We start from the raw sequence: 16166 nt of genomic DNA on the forward strand, positions 1-16166 counted from the left end.
ACGACCTTTGAATGATGTTGCCGCATCGGCAACCCGGCGCCAACAATCGCTCGGCTACCTCTTCCTGCGACAATTTGTCGCATTCTCATTTCCTGCTTTTGTCCGGATAATTTGATCCGGACAAACAATGGTTATTATGACTCTTTTCGCTACTGCATCATGTCTTCATCGGATTCCCCCGTATTTACAGCACTTTATAAACAATACCAGTCACAATTGATCAGTCGCATCACCTGTCTGGTCGGTTGCCGTGAAACAGCAGCTGATCTCGCCCAGGAAGCCTATATCCGGTTACTGGGCCACCGCGATTTATCGAATATATTGAGTTTGTCCGCTTATCTGTTCCGGATCGGCCATAACCTGGCGATGGATCACCAGCGTAACCCTTTAAATAAAATAGAATACCTGCTGCTCGACGAAACCCTGCCCTGCCCGCTGCTCCAGCCGCATGAAATCGTGAGTCTCCGGCAGCAATGCAGACTATTACTGGATACGATCGCCTCTATGCCGCAAGGTTGCCGTGATGTTTTTCTGCTGCGTAAAATCGATGAGCTCAGTTACAGTGAAATCTCCATCCGTCTCAATATTTCCGAGAAAACCGTGCAACGACGTCTGGTACAGGCTATGTTGCGTTGCCACCGCAGCATGAACCGTATGACCGACCGGTAATACTATATGTCCGCTTCCGGCCCTCCTGACGAACAGCTGCTCAAACAGGCACTGAAGTGGTTTTTTCTATTACAGTCTGAACACTGTACGGATGAAGACAAGCGGAAATTCAACCGCTGGTTCTGTAAAAATGAAGCTCATCAGGCAGCCTATACGCATGCTGAGCGCTTATGGTCTGAAACAGACAAACTGAAAGAAACACCCGATATTCCCGGTTTGCATGAAGCCAGACGACGCCGGCCCAAACACCAGCCGGCCGGCATATTCGGCTGGGCACTGTTCTTCCTGATTTCATCTGCTTTGATGAGTATCAGCTGGCTGGAATACAACGCTGAAACCGTCACTTATTCCACCCGATTGGGAGAGCAGCGTCTCATCTCCCTAGCGGATGGCAGCCGTATCAACATGAATACGGCTACCCGTCTGCACGTCCGCATTTCTTACCTGCAACGCAAAATTACGCTGGATGCGGGAGAAGCCGTTTTTGACGTTGCACACGAAACCTGGCGTCCTTTTGTCGTGCATACAGACAAATTGCAAATCCAGGATATCGGTACCCAATTCAACGTACACAGACAGCAGGATGAGATCTCAGTCACGGTATTGGAAGGCGCGGTGGAAATCGATGGCGTACGTCTGGATGAAGGATATCAGCAATACTACTCCTCTCGCAGTGATCATGCGGTCCTCCGCCCGGTCGATACCGAACAGATCGCAGCCTGGCAGCACGGGCGGCTGATATTCCGCCAGACTCCTCTGGCAGCAGTCACAACCGAGCTGGAACGCTATCACCCGGTACACTTCATTTTTACTGACCCCGCCATTGCACATGAGACGCTGAGCGGAACATTCGGCACCCGTGATCTGCCACTTTTCCTCAGCAGCCTGGAAAAGGCTTTACCAGTCAGGGTAAAAAAACTGCCGGACGGGCAAACCCTGCTGATCGACCGGATAAATAAAAAAATGTGACCAGTTCATCGTGTTTTTCACGTCTTACCAGACAGGACATCAGAAACCTTTATACCTTCCTGACTGGAGAAAAACACCATGAAATCTATTGCCGGATTATTTTCGTTACTGCTTCTGCTATGGGCGAATACGGCCAATGCGCAAAATGACATCACCTATTCCTTCAATCTTCCTGCACAGCCTCTTTCTTCCACACTGAATCACCTGGCCAATATCACTGGCATCAAGCTGATTTATGCGGATGAAATCACCCGAAATCATCTTTCTCCACCTCTACACGGCAACTTCACACTGGCAGAAGCATTGAACCAGGTACTGAATAAAAACCGGTTGAAGTACGAGATGGTCGATAACAGCATGGTCGTCATCAGCCAGGCTGCTGCCAATACGGTTTTACCTGAAATCACCATCACCACTGATTCATCCGCGACCGGTAACGAAGCCTCACTAACCGTTCCGAATACCGCACAGGCAACGGCCAATATCCAGCACACACCCGGTGCCGTCGAAGTCATATCCGATGCCCGATTCAAAAGTACACCGGCACAAACCATCAAGGACATCGTCGGCTGGATACCCGGTGTCATCGCCCAACCCAAATCGAATATCGATAACCGGATATCGATCCGCGGCTCCGGATTAACGCGCAACTATGGCAACCGTGGCATCAATATGTATATGGACGGCATCCCGATCAACACTGCTGACGGCCTGTTCGATGTCTTCGAAATCGATCCAGGTGCTTACCGCTACGTCGAAGTGTTCAAGGGTGCCAATGCACTGCGTTACGGAGCCAACTCTCTCGGTGGCGCAATCAACCTCGTCACACCGACAGGGTATGATGCTTCCCGGTTCAGCGGGCGAGTGGATACAGGCAGTTTCGGCTATATGAAAGGACAGGTGAGCACGAGCGGAATCCACGGCCCGCATGATTATTTCATCACTGCATCGGCACAGCGCGAGGATGGCTATCGTGATCACAGCAATGGCCATATGGTACTCGGTAGTGCCAACTTCGGTTATCGATTCTTACCGGATGCCGAGACACGCTTTTACCTGAACGCAAATACATGGCGCCAGCGTTTACCAGGCGAGCTGACCAAGCGCATGGCGCTGGACTCACCACGCAGCGCCGATCCCGAGTTCGTACGGCAGGATCAGCAACGCAACATCGACTCAGTGCGGCTCGCCAACAAGACTACGCTACGCTTCGGCCCCACCACGGTCGACTTTGGTCTCTTTGGCCACCATCGCCATGTGGATCATCCTATCTACCGGTACCTGGACTACTATGTCCATGACTACGGCGGCTTCGCGCGTGCAACCGATGACCGTCTGATCGCCGGCTTCCGCAACCGCTTCGTCGCGGGTGCAAACGTTCATAACGGCAAAATCAACTACAAAGAATATATCAACCCGGGAGATGCGGTGAAAAGTGCACTCGCCATGTCCACGGTAGATAAATCACAGAACTATTCAATCTATGTGGAAAACAGTTTCTACTTCCTGCAGAATGTCGCGCTGGTTGCTGGCGGGCAGTTCCTGCATGCGATTCGCGACCGGAATGACCGTTTCCTGGCGGATGGCGATCAGTCGGGCCGCCGTGCTTACAGCATCTTCAGCCCCAGAGGAGGATTGTTGTGGGACATTGCTCCCGATGTACAGATCTTTGCCAATATCTCACGCAGTGCCGAAGTACCGACTTTCGACACGAACACCTTTATGACACCCGCTAGTTCGGAACTCGATGCCCAGACTGCTACCACCTATGAAATCGGAACACGCGGGCACAGAGCCGATTTCAAATGGGATATCGCCTTCTATCGCGCCCATATCAGAAATGAGCTGCAATGCCTGAGAACGTCGCCGTTCAGCCCATGTACGGTAGTCAATGCAGATCGTACCGTACATCAGGGGATCGAACTGGGATTCGGTGCCGCATTTCTCAAAGGAATCGCCGCCCGGAAAGATCTTCTCTGGCTCGACATAGCCTACACCTACAACGATTTCTTTTTTGACAATGACACCCTTTATGGAAACAACAAGCTACCCGGCGTACCACCCCACTACCTGCGCGCAGAAGTGCTCTACAAATATCCGAATGGATTCCACGCCGGTCCAAATGTGGAATGGATGCCACGAGCCTACTACGCTGATAATGCTAATAATCTCTCCATTGGCTCATACGCGCTCCTAAACTTCAGAATCAGCTATGACCCAGGTAAAAAATGGTCCGGTTACCTCGAAGGACGTAATCTACTTGATACCCGCTACATCTCAACCACGATCACCTCCGGCACGGCTGATGCCACCTCCGCACTCTTCAATTCCGGCTATGGTCGGGCAATTTACGGTGGCATACGGTTCAACTGGTGAAAACAAAAATTTCAAATCTATCGTACAGGTTGTACAGCTTCACACTGCTCACCAATCCAGCGACCGGTTGTGTCAGCAGATACATAAACCGGCATGTCCTGCACTGTACTATTGAATTCTGTTCTCCCAGTAAAACTTTCAGGTGTAGAAAAAACACCTTCAGCATGGCCATTCCCTTTAAAGCGCGGATGATCGCAAACGAGTGCCACTTGGTAGCGATTCCCGGATCGACTGGCATTGACAACCGTGCATCCGGACTGATTCTCATAAAAATTAGAGGGAATATCCTGTTGTGCCATCTCCGGCGTAATACAAACCCGAGAAGTAGCCGCACCATCCTTGATCCGCGGAATTTTCACTCCGTACTGTTTGGCCAGCATGGTAATTTGCTCCATCTGCTCGGATGGAACATGTTGAACCAGCCCGAGTAAATCTGATCGAGTTGTCACTTCCCATAACCCGGCCCGGATGGTAGTTTCAGCCCGACCAAACGTGCTAACCATTAACAGCAGGACAATCAATATAACCTTGAATGTAGTCTTGTACATAGCGGTATCAGTCAATGATGCCCACGGTTCTTTTTATTATCTTCCCTGATTTCAATAATTTCAGCATCCTCGATTATCCCGTTACTCTGCTCAGCCGAAGCAGCCATTGATTGCCGGAGTTTGCGCCGCAGCCACCACAATCTCGCACTAACTACTGCTGCCACAGCCGCAAACAACGCCAGTACAATCGAAAAGAAGAACGCACCCAACACTACCACCACAATCACTACTGGTATCAGCGTCAGATAAAATGCCCACCGGTTAATCGGTGATGTATTCAGTGATTCACCTGTCGGATCAGCTTGCCCCTGATGAATAATCCTTCTAATAATTATTTTTCTGTAGTCGTCATGCATTGCATCCACTCCTCTATTTCAACCACACTTTTAGGCACTGACCGGGTAAGCACTTCATACCCGGTCGATGTAACAGCTACATCATCCTCGATTCTTATACCCATATTCCAGAAATGCTCCGGGATATCTTCGGCTGGGCGAATATAACAACCCGGTTCTACAGTCAGCGTCATCCCAGGAACCAGTGTACGCCACTGTCCGGCCTGCTTGTATTCTCCCGCATCATGTACATCCAACCCTAACCAGTGACCAGTCCGGTGCATATAAAATCGTTTGTAGGATTCCGTTTCCATCACTGCATCCGGGCTACCTTCGCATAAGCGCAAGTCAATCAATCCTTGTACCAGTACCCGCAAAGCTGCCTGATGCGGCATATCCCAATTATTACCCGGCCGAACTGCATCAATGGCAGCCAGCTGGGCAGCAAGTACCAACTGATAAACATCTTTCTGTGCAGCCGAAAAGCTACCATTTATCGGAAAAGTACGTGTAATATCCGCTGCATAGCCATGCAATTCACAGGCAGCGTCAATCAACAACAGATCACCTGCTTTCAGCCGTGCATCATTCTGAACATAGTGCAATACACATGCATTCGCACCGCCCGCCACAATAGATGTATAAGCGGGAGACTGAGCACCTTGCTGACGAAATTCATAGAGCAGTTCAGCTTCTATTTCATATTCATGCTTACCGGGACGAGTCGCCTGCATGGCGCGCTTGTGTGCATCAGCTGAAATCCTGGCTGCTTCCCGCATCACCACCAGTTCATGGTCATCCTTGACTAAGCGCATTTCATCAAGTAAATGGCGGATATCTCGTATTTCTGCCGGTGCTGATATGCCTTTCCTGATCTGTTCTCGCACTCGGCTGATCCACCCGATCACACGCTGATCCCAGGAAACATCATGACCGAATGCATGAAATACCACAGGTTGATTCGCTAGCAGCTCACCGGCAAGCTCATCCAGTCGGGCAATGGGATAAGCCGTGTCAAAACCAAATGCTTCTCGTGCCGCATCCGGCCCATAACGAAACCCATTCCATATTTCATGTTCACTATCCTTGTCCCGACAAAATAAAATCTGTTGTGATGTGTTTTCATCCCCGGTAGCAATCAATAACAAAACCGCTTCAGGCTCCTGGAAACCAGTTAAATAGTAGAAGTAGCTATCGTAACGATAGGGATAATTTGTATCGCGGTTACGGTATTTCTCTGGTGAAGTAGCAATTACAGCAACACCTTGCTGAATGTGCAACAGCAGTTGTTTTCTGCGATCGATATACGTCTGGACTGGAATCATGTCACCGGATTCCAGTAATAGTTTCAGAAAACAGCCGGGAATTTGCCAGACCACCGACCATGTATCTTCCAGACATCGATAATATGAAAAACCCGTATGGATACAAAAGCATTATTAACTCCCGGTTTCTTTTTATGGTTAAAATGTAACATTTCCTTATGAGGCCAAATCATGTATCGCATTGCCCCTAGCATTCTTTCTGCCAATTTTGCCAGACTAGGCGAAGAAGTCACACAAGTCCTGGATTCTGGTGCGGACATCATTCACTTCGATGTCATGGATAATCATTACGTTCCCAATCTGACGATCGGGCCACTGGTATGCGAAGCGATCCGCCCTCTGACCAAAGCAATTATCGACGTGCATCTGATGGTTGAACCAGTTGATCGCATTATTCCGGATTTTGCCAAGGCGGGCGCCAACATTATCTCCTTTCATCCGGAAGCTTCGCGGCATATTGACCGTACCATCGGGCTCATCAAAGAGCAAGGATGCAAAGCAGGCATGGTTTTCAATCCGGCCACACCGCTTTCGTATCTTGATCATGTTCTGGATAAACTTGATCTGATCCTAATTATGTCGGTCAATCCCGGGTTTGGCGGGCAGGCCTTTATTCCCGAGGCACTGAACAAACTGCGTCTGACAAGAGAACGCATCAATGCAAGCGGTCGCGATATTCTGCTGGAAATTGACGGTGGCGTGAAGGTGAGTAATATTGCAGAAATTGCTCGCGCTGGTGCGGATACGTTTGTTGCGGGCTCCGCCATTTACAGTGCAGGTAAAGACAGCGATCCTCATCGCTACGATAGCGTTATCGCTGCCATGCGGGCCGAATTAGCAAAAGTTACCTGACCAGGAACCAACATATGACCCAATCTAACATACAACCGTCCAATCGAACCTCGTTTCCGATTCCACTTAAAGCTGTCATCATTGATCTGGATGGCACTCTGCTTGACACTGCCCAGGATCTCGCGCTAGCGGCCAATGCGATGCTGCGCGAGCTACACATGGCAGAACTGCCGCTATCCACCATACAAAGTTTTATTGGCAAAGGAGTCCCCAAGCTGGTTAAACGCACGCTTACCAACAGCCCGGATGATGAGCCGGATCCCGCACTGTTCGAGCAGGCATTGCCGATATACGAACGTTGCTACGCAGAGAACTTGCATGTGTATACACGCCCCTATCCTGGCGTCATCGAGGGACTCGAACAGCTCAAGCAGAGTGGATTTCACCTGATTTGCATTACCAATAAAACAGAAATCTTTACACTCCCGCTGTTACACAAAACCGGGCTGCGGGATTATTTTGAACTGGTACTGTCCGGTGACAGCCTCCCGAAAAGAAAGCCGGATCCGCTGCCACTACTGCATGCCTGCAAACATTTTAGTGTTTTACCCAACGCAGCGCTGCTGATCGGTGATTCATCCAACGATGCTATTGCCGCACGCGCGGCAGGCTGCCATATCTTCTGTGTACCCTATGGATACAATGAAGGGCATGATGTGCACAAACTCGATTGTGACGCGGTTGTTAATTCGATCGTTGAAGCAAACAGTCTGATTACCTGCCAGCGCGATGCCTGACTGGCAATGAAACACATAAAGCTATACCGGCTTGTCACCGTGATAAACATGCAACAGCCGGTATAACCTCATTCCATCACTTTACCATTTTAGTAACACTCTGCCTTCCATGGATCATTGCATATCTGAAAGTGAATTCAACGATCTGAAAGCACAAGGGTATAACCGCATACCTTTGGTGCTGGAGACATTCGCCGATCTCGACACTCCCCTTTCCATTTATCTCAAACTGGCCAATCAGCCCTATTCTTACCTGCTGGAATCGATATTGGGAGGAGAACGGTTCGGACGCTATTCGATTATTGGATTACCCGCAACAACCAGGCTAGAAGCTTGCTCCAACCATATTCGCATAATCAGTAACGATACTATAGAAGAAAAAATAGACACAACCGATGTACTTGGTTTTATTGATTCTTTCCTAAATCGATTCAAAGTTGCTCCTTACGCCAAGTTACCTCGTTTTGGCGGAGGTCTGGCTGGTTATTTTTCCTATGACACCGTTCGTTACATTGAACCCAGGCTGTCTGGTCGTGCCCGTCCAGATACGTTACAGACACCGGATATTTTGCTACTGCTCTCGGAAGAACTGATCGTTATGGACAATCTTTCCGGCAAACTTTATCTGATTATCTACATCAACCCAACATTGGAAAATGCTTATCAGACCGGGAAAGATCATCTCAAGAAATTATTACATAAACTGCGGGAGCCTCTGCCGGTACCAGTCGAAAAACCAACCTCTTCCGGAATAGCTGTTAATGAGTTTTCCGAAGCTGACTTTATTGCCGCTGTGGAAAAGGCTAAACGCTATATTGTCGAAGGCGACATCATGCAGGTTGTCCTCTCACAACGCACTAGTAAACCCTATTCCGCTTCACCACTCGCGTTGTATCGTGCCTTGCGTAGCCTTAATCCATCACCCTACATGTTCAATTATCATTTAGGTGACTTTCACGTCGTGGGGGCCTCACCAGAAATTCTGGTCAGACTGGAAAAGGATACGGTTACCGTCCGCCCGATTGCCGGCACTCGGCCGCGTGGATTGAATATTCAGGCAGATCAGGCGCTGGCAGTAGATTTACTGGCAGACCCCAAAGAACGAGCCGAACACATCATGCTGATGGATCTGGGGCGCAACGATATCGGCCGGGTTGCACGGACAGGCAGTGTCAAGGTCACTGAAAACATGCAAATAGAATATTATTCGCACGTTATGCATATTGTTTCCAATGTCGAAGGGAAACTCAAACCGGATCTGAACGCCATTGATGTATTACGCGCCACTTTCCCGGCAGGCACTGTTAGTGGGGCACCTAAGGTCAGAGCAATGGAAATCATCGACGAGCTGGAAATCTCAAAACGTGGAATCTATGCCGGTGCAGTTGGTTATCTCGGATTCAACGGTGATATGGATCTGGCTATCACTATCCGTACCGGAATCATCAAGGATGGTATGTTGCATGTGCAGGCAGGTGCAGGCATTGTCGCCGATTCTATTCCACAGAATGAGTGGATTGAAACATGCAACAAGGCCAAAGCATTATTACGCGCAGCAGAGATTGCCGAAAACGGACTGGACAGTGCAATTACCTGAATATTCTCTTATCTGCTGGCAAAGAAATTTTACTTCAAGACGGATTGGAACGAGTACCTACCCCGTATTCGTAAACAAGCTTTCCTCCCAGCCAACCAGCAATACAGAGAACGATCAACCCTAAGACCGACAAGGCAACAGCAGCCAGACCCGGTTGTCCCAACCGGGTGCCGTCCAACCGCAGAAACAGGCTAACTGTGTACAACGACCAGCTGGCCATCATCAACAGCATATGCTGATTGGCAATTTTCATGGCAGGGCTTTGCTGATCAATTTTTGCAAGCTCCATCAATCCTGCCACCATGGCAAACAATGCACTAATCGTTCCAATAATGAGCAGCACCCCGGCCATCCGGCTGACCAGCTCATTTGTCGTAAACAAACTAGCAATATCACACAACGTTGATATAAACCAGGTTGCAATCGGAAAATGAACCAACATTGGATGAACGGGGTGTCTCATAGCAAGGTTTCCTTTTTCAGGGTTACGTTAAAACAATACGCTCAACAATGTGAGAAAGCCTGCTACGGCTATCCCCGCATGAATAAAAACAATATTTTTAGATGCCACATTACCTTTCATGTGAATTGAGGCAAGATAAAACCCGCCCAATGCTGCCACAACCAGCAGACCTAATGCAGCGGTCAGACGATTATCACCCGACCCCTCCAGCACCACCAGTATCAGCGTCACCAGACCGGCTGCACCCAGCAGCGCATGCACGATTGAAACAGCCCACGGCGCAAGCTGCCCGGAAAGCACTTTTGAAGCCAGAAACAAACCTCCGACAGCAGCAATCGCAAAAATTATAATTGCAATCATAGTCATTGACATCTTTACTCCCTCCTCTTTTTAATAATGGGTTTTTACTATATTACACGCTAGAATACTTTTGCAATTTAAATATGTCAAAACTTGAAATGATGTTTAATTGATCATGAAATCTGCTTTATCGTTGCTGGGAGAACGCCAGCAGTCTTTGCTCACTACCTTGCTGCATCATCGCAAAGGGTTAACCGTAGAGGAATTATCCGGTCTGCTGGCCATTTCCCGGAATGCCGTCAATCAGCACCTTACTCACCTAAGCGGCAGTGGTTTCATTCAAAGTTCCTTGCAGGAAAGTACCGGCGGCAGACCCGGCAAGGTATACACGCTGACACCCAATGGCCTGGAACTTTTCCAGCGACGGTACTCATTTCTGGCAAAACTGCTACTTTCCTGGATAGATAAGAACATGGGAGAACGCGAGCTTGATACGTGTCTGACCGAGCTCGGAAAAGAAATGGCAAATGGGCTTGAGCATCGCATCACGCAATACTCCTCATACAATGACAGACTGCAGGAAGCCGTTACCATCATGAGTGAACTTGGTTACGACACCAAGCTACATCAGCTATCTGAAAATCAGGCAGAAATCGTTGCGAACAACTGTGTTTACCAGGAACTCGCTCAGCAGCACAGTGAATTTTGCCAACTTGATATTAGTTTTTTGAAGCATCTATTGAAGGCTGATATCGAGCATACGGAATGTATTGTGAGAGGCGGTAAACATTGTCGTTTCAAAATAACCGGCACAAAAGAATCGCGATCGCGATAGCCACACTGGCCCCAAACAGCAGCGTTATAATTTTTCAGCTTCATTCACAACGCGAATAAGCAACAGTGGCTCTTCACATCCGGCAAAATAACAAGCGGAAATAACCAAATGTCCTCATCGCAATTAAAAAGAATTGGCGCTTCATTATTCATCGCATCAAGCCTGCTCTCGATTTCCCTTGCTCATGCAAATGAAGATGGTTTGATCAAAACATTGACTGGTTACAACATCAATGAAATCACACCGACTCCATCCATCAAACTGAAATTTGGCGGATGGGTGGAAACCGGCTTCAGTGGTAATCCGCGTGGTCCGCGTAATAAATCTAACTATCCGGTGTCGTTCAATGATGGCGCCAACCAGTTCAAGCTTCATCAGCTGTATGCCTATATCGAAAAAGAAGTTGATCCCAGTAAAAATACCTGGGATATCGGTATGCGTGCCGATCTTCTGTATGGTACGGATGCAAAGTTTTCGGCCACCACCAACTTCGACACCAGTATTTTTGGAGATAGTCCTAAACATCAATTGGTATTTCCCCAGTTGTACGCAAACCTATTCGCTCCGATCGGGAATGGCGTCACGCTGTCAATTGGCCACTTTTATACACTTATCGGCTATGAATCCGTGATGTCATCCAGTAACTTTTTCTTCTCACATGCCTACGCCATGCGTTATGGCGAACCTTTTACGCACATGGGAATATTGTTCTCCTACCCGGTCAACTCTAATCTTACCGTCAAAAATGGGATCGTTACCGGCTGGGATAGTCTTTCTCGACACACCCCCAATTATATGGGTGGATTAAATTATGCTACCGACGATGGAAGAACCACACTTGCAGTTTCACTGATTACCGGAGATACAAGAACCGGTAGCTTGCATGAGAATCACAATCGCACCATGTACAGTGTAGTGATGGAACATCGTCTCCTAGAAAAATTGCGTTATGTATTTCAGCACGATTTTGCAATCGAGACCAGGGCGACTGAAACTCCCTCTGCTGCATGGTAGGTATTAACCAGTATCTTTTGTATGACATTTCAAAGCAACTCGGCGCAGGATTGCGTGTGGAATGGTTTTACGACAAGAATGGAACGCGCGTAATGGGAGATGGCAATAATGAGGATTTCATCGGTATTACAGCAGGATTAAACTACAAACCTGTTCCCGGAATCACTTTGCGCCCGGAAATTCGCTACGACTTGGCTACTCGCCATCATGTATTCAGGGATGGCAGAGACAACGACCAGATACTGCTCTCGGCCAGTGCTATCCTGCATTTCTGATTCTCTGGATATTTTCTATCTGGCTGGCCAAACAGAAAAAACAGCCAGCCAGTTACTGCTCTACATTCACTTCTTCGGCACGTAGAGATCCGTGATCGTACCCTCAGCCAGTTCTGCGGAAAAAAGGACGGTTTCGGATAAAGTGGGATGGGGATGGATAGTCAGCCCGATATCCTGCATATCCGCCCCCATTTCCAGCGCCAGCACTGTTTCCGAGATCAACTCCCCTGCATGAGCACCCACAATTCCTGCACCAAGAATTCTTCGGGTAGTCTTGTCAAAGAGTAATTTGGTCATGCCTTCATCACGCGCCAGGGTGATGGCACGACCACTAGCTGCCCAGGGAAATACTGCTTTCTCATAAGCAATACCCTGTTTTTCGGCTTCGGTCTCTGTCAGTCCCATCCAGGCAACTTCAGGATCGGTATAGGCCACCGAAGGAATGGTGCGCGCATCGAATGCCACCTTGTGCCCGGCAATAACTTCTGCTGCTATTTTGCCTTCATGTGAGGCCTTGTGTGCCAGCATAGGATCTCCAACAATATCGCCAATTGCAAAAATATGAGCAATATTGGTTCGCATCTGCTTATCCACCGTGATGAAACCGTGCTCATCCACGCTCACACCCGCTGCCTCAGCATTGATCAGCTTTCCGTTAGGTCGACGCCCAACCGCAACCAACACTCGATCATAGCGTTGTGGCTCCGGTGCCTGCTCGCCTTCAAAAAACACCTGCACCTCCTTACCGTCCACTTCAATCCGACTGACACTGGTATTGAGGTAAATCGCCTCACATCCAGCTTTCAGTCTCTTATGAAGCGGTTTAACCAGATCAGCATCGGCGCCTGGAATAAGCTGCGCCATCTGTTCCACAATACTGATTTTGCTACCCAGTGCATGATAGACCGTAGCCATCTCCAACCCGATGACTCCACCTCCCACAATAAGCATGCGCGGCGGGATCTCCGTCAATGCCAGTGCGCCGGTCGAATCAATAATGCATTCGTTATCCGGTAATATCGGGATGCGTGCAGCGCTGGATCCGGCCGCAATAATGCAATGCTCAAATGAAACTGTTTCGATCCCATCCGATGTTTCAACTTCAATTAGATGCGAATTGGCAAACTTCCCGGCGCCATGAATAACGGTCACCTTGCGTTGCTTAGCCAGCATCGATAATCCCTTGGTCAGCTTGCCCACAACCGATTCTTTCCAGGAACACAGTTTGCCAATATCAATTTCCGGCCTTCCGAAATGAATACCGTACTGATCCGCCTCTTTTGCTTCGGTAAGCGTTTTTGCAGCATGCAACAGTGCCTTGGAGGGAATGCAACCCACATTCAGACAAACCCCTCCCAATGTGGAATAACGCTCAATCAACACCACTTGTTTACCCAAATCGGCCGCACGAAACGCTGCCGTATACCCTCCCGGACCGGCACCCAGCACAACCACTTCAGCACGTAACTTGCCACGCGCAGTTTCAGGTGACGGCACCACTATCCTGGAAGGTACTTTGCCTGCACCTGCAACAACGGGTTGATCGGTAACTTTAGTCTCATCATAGGATGATGCTGAAGGCACAGCCTCCGCGTCCTTGACTTCCAGCGTGGCAATGAGCGATCCTTGTGAAATCTTATCACCGGCTTTGACGTGCATTTCTTTCACGATGCCCGACTGAGGCGCCGGAACTTCTATCGAAGCTTTATCGGTCTCGAGTACCAACAGCGGCATTTCCTGTTCTACCCGATCCCCCGGTTTAACCAGAGTTTCTATGACTGGAACATCCTTAAAATCGCCAATATCAGGCAAAACTATTGTTGTAAATTGTGTCATCTTCTTATTCCCTGATATGGCCATCACCCAGCACGATAAACTTCTGGCTGGTCAGTCCTTCCAGCCCCACTGGGCCACGTGCGTGCAACTTATCTGTAGAAATACCAATTTCCGCTCCCAGACCATATTCAAATCCGTCAGCAAAACGGGTTGAAGCATTCACCATGACCGAACTGGAATCTACTTCACGCAGAAATTGTCGCGCACGCGAATAATTTTCTGTCACGATAGTATCGGTATGTTGTGATCCATAGGTGGCAATATGCGTAATGGCCTCATCAATATCAGCCACAATACGAACACTCAGAATCGGCGCGAGATATTCAGCATACCAGTCTTCCTCCACAGCCGGTTTCATTCGGGAAACAAGTGCACATGCTGCCTCATCCCCCCGTAATTCCACCTCTTTTTCCAAAAATATTTGGCAGATGCGTGGTAAAAATTGTTCAGCAATCCCAGTATGCACCAGTAACGTCTCCATGGTGTTGCATGTGCCGTAACGCTGAGTTTTAGCATTATCTGCAACACGCACCGCTTTTTCCAGATCTGCTGACAAATCAACGTATACATGACACACGCCATCCAGATGCTTGATAACCGGAACACGCGCTTCATTAGTAATCCGTTCGATCAACCCCTTACCACCTCGTGGAACAATCACATCCACATATTCACTCATGGTAATCAGCGCGCTCACCGCCGCACGATCTGTCGTCTCCACCACCTGCATAGTCTGTTCAGGCAGGCCCGCCGATCTAAGTCCCTCTCTTACGCAAATGGCAATGGCCTGATTACTTTGTATCGCCTCAGATCCCCCACGCAAAATTGCTGCATTACCCGCTTTCAAGCATAGACCGGCAGCATCCGCCGTCACGTTCGGGCGTGCCTCATAAATAATACCGATTACCCCCAGTGGCACCCGCATTTTACCTACCTGAATACCGGATGGACGATAATCCAGATCTGTCATCGCTCCAATCGGATCAGGTAGTGTGGCAATCTGTTCTAGACCGGTGGCCATACTGACAACCCCTCTCGAAGTCAATGTCAGGCGATCAATCATGGCTGATTCCAAACCTTTATTTCTGGCCTGCGCTACATCTTTGGCATTAGCCGCTAGCAATAATGCCTCATCACGACGAATAGCACGAGCCATCATAGCAAGTGCATGATTTTTAGTAGCGGTATCTGCTTTTGCAACTATCCGCGCTGCCGCACACGCCGCACGCCCGAGAGCCTGCATATCAGCGTGTATTTTTTCGTTTTTTTCCATGAGAAATGTCAGTCAATCGGTTATCAAGGGTAATCTGGTGAATCGGCAGGAATTTTCCAGAATCATTATTTACTGGAATCTTTGGCAGTCGATCCCCGCCATTTTCCTACGTGAATCAATTTATTTCTAAGGCCCGGCAATGGATAATCAAGTGCATAAGCCTGCTCAGCATAATGGCCGGCCTTTTCATAGTTCTTTTGCTTAAAATACATCAGCCCGAGGTTATAAAGAATTGTGGCATTGTTTGGCTCCAGACTGGCTGCCACCTGTAGCTGTTCGAGTGCTTCTCTATTTCTGTTGTGATGGGATAAAAATGCGCTGTAAATCGAGCGAACCTGTGCATCCTTCGTATTCATACGAATCGCTCGATCAAAATAACACTCAACCGGCCATGTTAAACCCGGAATTTGAGTAGACTTCTCCCTAATAGAAAGTTTAACTAGGCTCACCAATGCACGATGATGATTAGGCCAGGCACGAAGCGTATAATTTAGACTTCCTCCAAGCCACCTGATACCTCTCCCATTAAGAACTAGGTTTTCCATATCAGAAGTGAAGTGAAAAGCTTCAACAATATCCAACTTTTCCTTAAGATGAAACCGATTCATATAATCAAACGGACCATAGCCACCGGCAATCTCTAATTCGCCACAGTAAACTTTTCCTTTAGCTACTACCGCTACGGGTAAAGCAATAAAAAACATCATGGCGATAAAAGCTGCCAAAATTTTCATAGCTTCCTGATTTCCCATAAAATTAAAT

The 16166-nt window shown here is 48.5% G+C and carries 17 protein-coding genes; 9 read left to right on the forward strand and 8 right to left on the reverse strand.

Features of this window, described 5'->3' with window-relative positions:
* The first annotated feature begins 159 nt into the window (after positions 1 to 159).
* The 3 genes from ACZ5EJ_RS09860 (at position 160) to ACZ5EJ_RS09870 (ending at position 4014) form a co-directional block, all read left to right on the forward strand.
* A complete protein-coding gene (locus ACZ5EJ_RS09860; protein WP_074455897.1) occupies positions 160 to 669 on the forward strand; it encodes an RNA polymerase sigma factor in 510 nt (169 codons plus the stop codon).
* A 6-nt stretch (positions 670 to 675) separates the two neighbouring features.
* Complete coding sequence (locus ACZ5EJ_RS09865) at positions 676 to 1638, forward strand: FecR family protein (protein ID WP_011635110.1); 963 nt, start codon at positions 676 to 678, stop codon at positions 1636 to 1638.
* A 78-nt stretch (positions 1639 to 1716) separates the two neighbouring features.
* Positions 1717 to 4014 (forward strand): TonB-dependent receptor domain-containing protein, encoded by a 2298-nt coding sequence (locus ACZ5EJ_RS09870; RefSeq protein ID WP_074455898.1) that lies wholly within the window; start codon positions 1717 to 1719, stop codon positions 4012 to 4014.
* A gap of 17 nt (positions 4015 to 4031) precedes the next feature.
* On the opposite strand, the gene ACZ5EJ_RS09875 is transcribed toward ACZ5EJ_RS09870, so the two are convergent.
* Genes ACZ5EJ_RS09875 through ACZ5EJ_RS09885 form a run of 3 tightly spaced genes read right to left on the reverse strand, consistent with a single transcriptional unit; the run spans position 4032 to position 6222 of the window.
* Positions 4032 to 4562 (reverse strand): DUF3617 domain-containing protein, encoded by a 531-nt coding sequence (locus ACZ5EJ_RS09875; protein ID WP_074455935.1) that lies wholly within the window; start codon positions 4560 to 4562, stop codon positions 4032 to 4034.
* An 11-nt stretch (positions 4563 to 4573) separates the two neighbouring features.
* A complete protein-coding gene (locus ACZ5EJ_RS09880) occupies positions 4574 to 4918 on the reverse strand; it encodes a hypothetical protein (RefSeq protein ID WP_011635113.1) in 345 nt (114 codons plus the stop codon).
* A complete protein-coding gene (locus ACZ5EJ_RS09885) occupies positions 4894 to 6222 on the reverse strand; it encodes an aminopeptidase P N-terminal domain-containing protein (RefSeq protein WP_074455936.1) in 1329 nt (442 codons plus the stop codon). The genes ACZ5EJ_RS09880 and ACZ5EJ_RS09885 overlap by 25 nt, the downstream gene beginning before the upstream one ends.
* A gap of 171 nt (positions 6223 to 6393) precedes the next feature.
* Between ACZ5EJ_RS09885 and rpe the strand changes: the two genes are divergently transcribed.
* From rpe to trpE, 3 genes are all read left to right on the forward strand, one after another.
* On the forward strand, positions 6394 to 7074 hold the full coding sequence (gene rpe / locus ACZ5EJ_RS09890; protein ID WP_011635115.1) for a ribulose-phosphate 3-epimerase: 681 nt from the start codon (positions 6394 to 6396) through the stop codon (positions 7072 to 7074).
* Positions 7075 to 7088: 14 nt separating this feature from the next.
* Positions 7089 to 7811 (forward strand): phosphoglycolate phosphatase, encoded by a 723-nt coding sequence (locus ACZ5EJ_RS09895; protein ID WP_074455899.1) that lies wholly within the window; start codon positions 7089 to 7091, stop codon positions 7809 to 7811.
* Between the two features lie 109 nt (positions 7812 to 7920).
* The gene (trpE, locus tag ACZ5EJ_RS09900) at positions 7921 to 9408 is read left to right on the forward strand and encodes an anthranilate synthase component I (RefSeq protein WP_074455900.1); all 1488 of its coding nucleotides are present in this window, start codon (positions 7921 to 7923) and stop codon (positions 9406 to 9408) included.
* Positions 9409 to 9442: 34 nt separating this feature from the next.
* On the opposite strand, the gene ACZ5EJ_RS09905 is transcribed toward trpE, so the two are convergent.
* Together ACZ5EJ_RS09905 and ACZ5EJ_RS09910 are read right to left on the reverse strand one after the other, a co-directional pair.
* Positions 9443 to 9871: a DUF2231 domain-containing protein gene (locus ACZ5EJ_RS09905; RefSeq protein ID WP_011635118.1), complete on the reverse strand. Its 429-nt coding sequence runs from the start codon at positions 9869 to 9871 to the stop codon at positions 9443 to 9445.
* 27 nt (positions 9872 to 9898) lie between these two features.
* On the reverse strand, positions 9899 to 10231 hold the full coding sequence (locus ACZ5EJ_RS09910) for a hypothetical protein (RefSeq protein ID WP_240142255.1): 333 nt from the start codon (positions 10229 to 10231) through the stop codon (positions 9899 to 9901).
* A gap of 115 nt (positions 10232 to 10346) precedes the next feature.
* Here ACZ5EJ_RS09910 and ACZ5EJ_RS09915 point away from each other — a divergent pair, with 115 nt between their 5' ends.
* The 3 genes from ACZ5EJ_RS09915 to ACZ5EJ_RS09925 all read left to right on the forward strand — a co-directional run bounded on the left by ACZ5EJ_RS09915 (position 10347) and on the right by ACZ5EJ_RS09925 (position 12295).
* A complete protein-coding gene (locus tag ACZ5EJ_RS09915) occupies positions 10347 to 11006 on the forward strand; it encodes a helix-turn-helix transcriptional regulator (protein ID WP_011635120.1) in 660 nt (219 codons plus the stop codon).
* Positions 11007 to 11114: 108 nt separating this feature from the next.
* The gene (locus tag ACZ5EJ_RS09920) at positions 11115 to 12020 is read left to right on the forward strand and encodes an outer membrane beta-barrel protein (protein ID WP_464557011.1); all 906 of its coding nucleotides are present in this window, start codon (positions 11115 to 11117) and stop codon (positions 12018 to 12020) included.
* The gene (locus ACZ5EJ_RS09925) at positions 12014 to 12295 is read left to right on the forward strand and encodes an outer membrane beta-barrel protein (RefSeq protein ID WP_464557012.1); all 282 of its coding nucleotides are present in this window, start codon (positions 12014 to 12016) and stop codon (positions 12293 to 12295) included. The genes ACZ5EJ_RS09920 and ACZ5EJ_RS09925 overlap by 7 nt, the downstream gene beginning before the upstream one ends.
* A 66-nt stretch (positions 12296 to 12361) precedes the next feature.
* On the opposite strand, the gene lpdA is transcribed toward ACZ5EJ_RS09925, so the two are convergent.
* The 3 genes from lpdA to ACZ5EJ_RS09940 all read right to left on the reverse strand — a co-directional run bounded on the left by lpdA (position 12362) and on the right by ACZ5EJ_RS09940 (position 16156).
* Positions 12362 to 14131 carry a dihydrolipoyl dehydrogenase gene (gene lpdA, locus ACZ5EJ_RS09930; RefSeq protein WP_074684933.1) on the reverse strand — a complete coding sequence of 590 codons (1770 nt, stop codon included), beginning with the start codon at positions 14129 to 14131 and terminating at the stop codon, positions 12362 to 12364.
* 4 nt (positions 14132 to 14135) lie between these two features.
* On the reverse strand, positions 14136 to 15404 hold the full coding sequence (locus ACZ5EJ_RS09935; RefSeq protein WP_011635123.1) for a glutamate-5-semialdehyde dehydrogenase: 1269 nt from the start codon (positions 15402 to 15404) through the stop codon (positions 14136 to 14138).
* A gap of 65 nt (positions 15405 to 15469) precedes the next feature.
* Positions 15470 to 16156 carry a tetratricopeptide repeat protein gene (locus ACZ5EJ_RS09940; RefSeq protein ID WP_011635124.1) on the reverse strand — a complete coding sequence of 229 codons (687 nt, stop codon included), beginning with the start codon at positions 16154 to 16156 and terminating at the stop codon, positions 15470 to 15472.
* Positions 16157 to 16166 lie beyond the last annotated feature (10 nt).

The organism is Nitrosomonas sp. TNE100 (assembly GCF_055387135.1).

Excerpts from the sequence above, each read along its gene's own strand:
- ACZ5EJ_RS09910 (WP_240142255.1), bottom strand. The coding sequence starts at position 10,231 with ATGATTGCAATTATAATTTTTGCGATTGCTGCTGTCGGAGGTTTGTTT.
- ACZ5EJ_RS09880 (WP_011635113.1), bottom strand. The coding sequence starts at position 4,918 with ATGCATGACGACTACAGAAAAATAATTATTAGAAGGATTATTCATCAG.
- ACZ5EJ_RS09940 (WP_011635124.1), bottom strand. The coding sequence starts at position 16,156 with ATGGGAAATCAGGAAGCTATGAAAATTTTGGCAGCTTTTATCGCCATG.
- ACZ5EJ_RS09920 (WP_464557011.1), top strand. The coding sequence starts at position 11,115 with ATGTCCTCATCGCAATTAAAAAGAATTGGCGCTTCATTATTCATCGCA.
- ACZ5EJ_RS09860 (WP_074455897.1), top strand. The coding sequence starts at position 160 with ATGTCTTCATCGGATTCCCCCGTATTTACAGCACTTTATAAACAATAC.
- ACZ5EJ_RS09915 (WP_011635120.1), top strand. The coding sequence starts at position 10,347 with ATGAAATCTGCTTTATCGTTGCTGGGAGAACGCCAGCAGTCTTTGCTC.
- ACZ5EJ_RS09925 (WP_464557012.1), top strand. The coding sequence starts at position 12,014 with ATGGTAGGTATTAACCAGTATCTTTTGTATGACATTTCAAAGCAACTC.
- ACZ5EJ_RS09895 (WP_074455899.1), top strand. The coding sequence starts at position 7,089 with ATGACCCAATCTAACATACAACCGTCCAATCGAACCTCGTTTCCGATT.
- rpe (WP_011635115.1), top strand. The coding sequence starts at position 6,394 with ATGTATCGCATTGCCCCTAGCATTCTTTCTGCCAATTTTGCCAGACTA.
- ACZ5EJ_RS09875 (WP_074455935.1), bottom strand. The coding sequence starts at position 4,562 with ATGTACAAGACTACATTCAAGGTTATATTGATTGTCCTGCTGTTAATG.
- lpdA (WP_074684933.1), bottom strand. The coding sequence starts at position 14,131 with ATGACACAATTTACAACAATAGTTTTGCCTGATATTGGCGATTTTAAG.
- ACZ5EJ_RS09865 (WP_011635110.1), top strand. The coding sequence starts at position 676 with ATGTCCGCTTCCGGCCCTCCTGACGAACAGCTGCTCAAACAGGCACTG.
- trpE (WP_074455900.1), top strand. The coding sequence starts at position 7,921 with ATGGATCATTGCATATCTGAAAGTGAATTCAACGATCTGAAAGCACAA.
- ACZ5EJ_RS09935 (WP_011635123.1), bottom strand. The coding sequence starts at position 15,404 with ATGGAAAAAAACGAAAAAATACACGCTGATATGCAGGCTCTCGGGCGT.
- ACZ5EJ_RS09870 (WP_074455898.1), top strand. The coding sequence starts at position 1,717 with ATGAAATCTATTGCCGGATTATTTTCGTTACTGCTTCTGCTATGGGCG.
- ACZ5EJ_RS09905 (WP_011635118.1), bottom strand. The coding sequence starts at position 9,871 with ATGAGACACCCCGTTCATCCAATGTTGGTTCATTTTCCGATTGCAACC.
- ACZ5EJ_RS09885 (WP_074455936.1), bottom strand. The coding sequence starts at position 6,222 with ATGATTCCAGTCCAGACGTATATCGATCGCAGAAAACAACTGCTGTTG.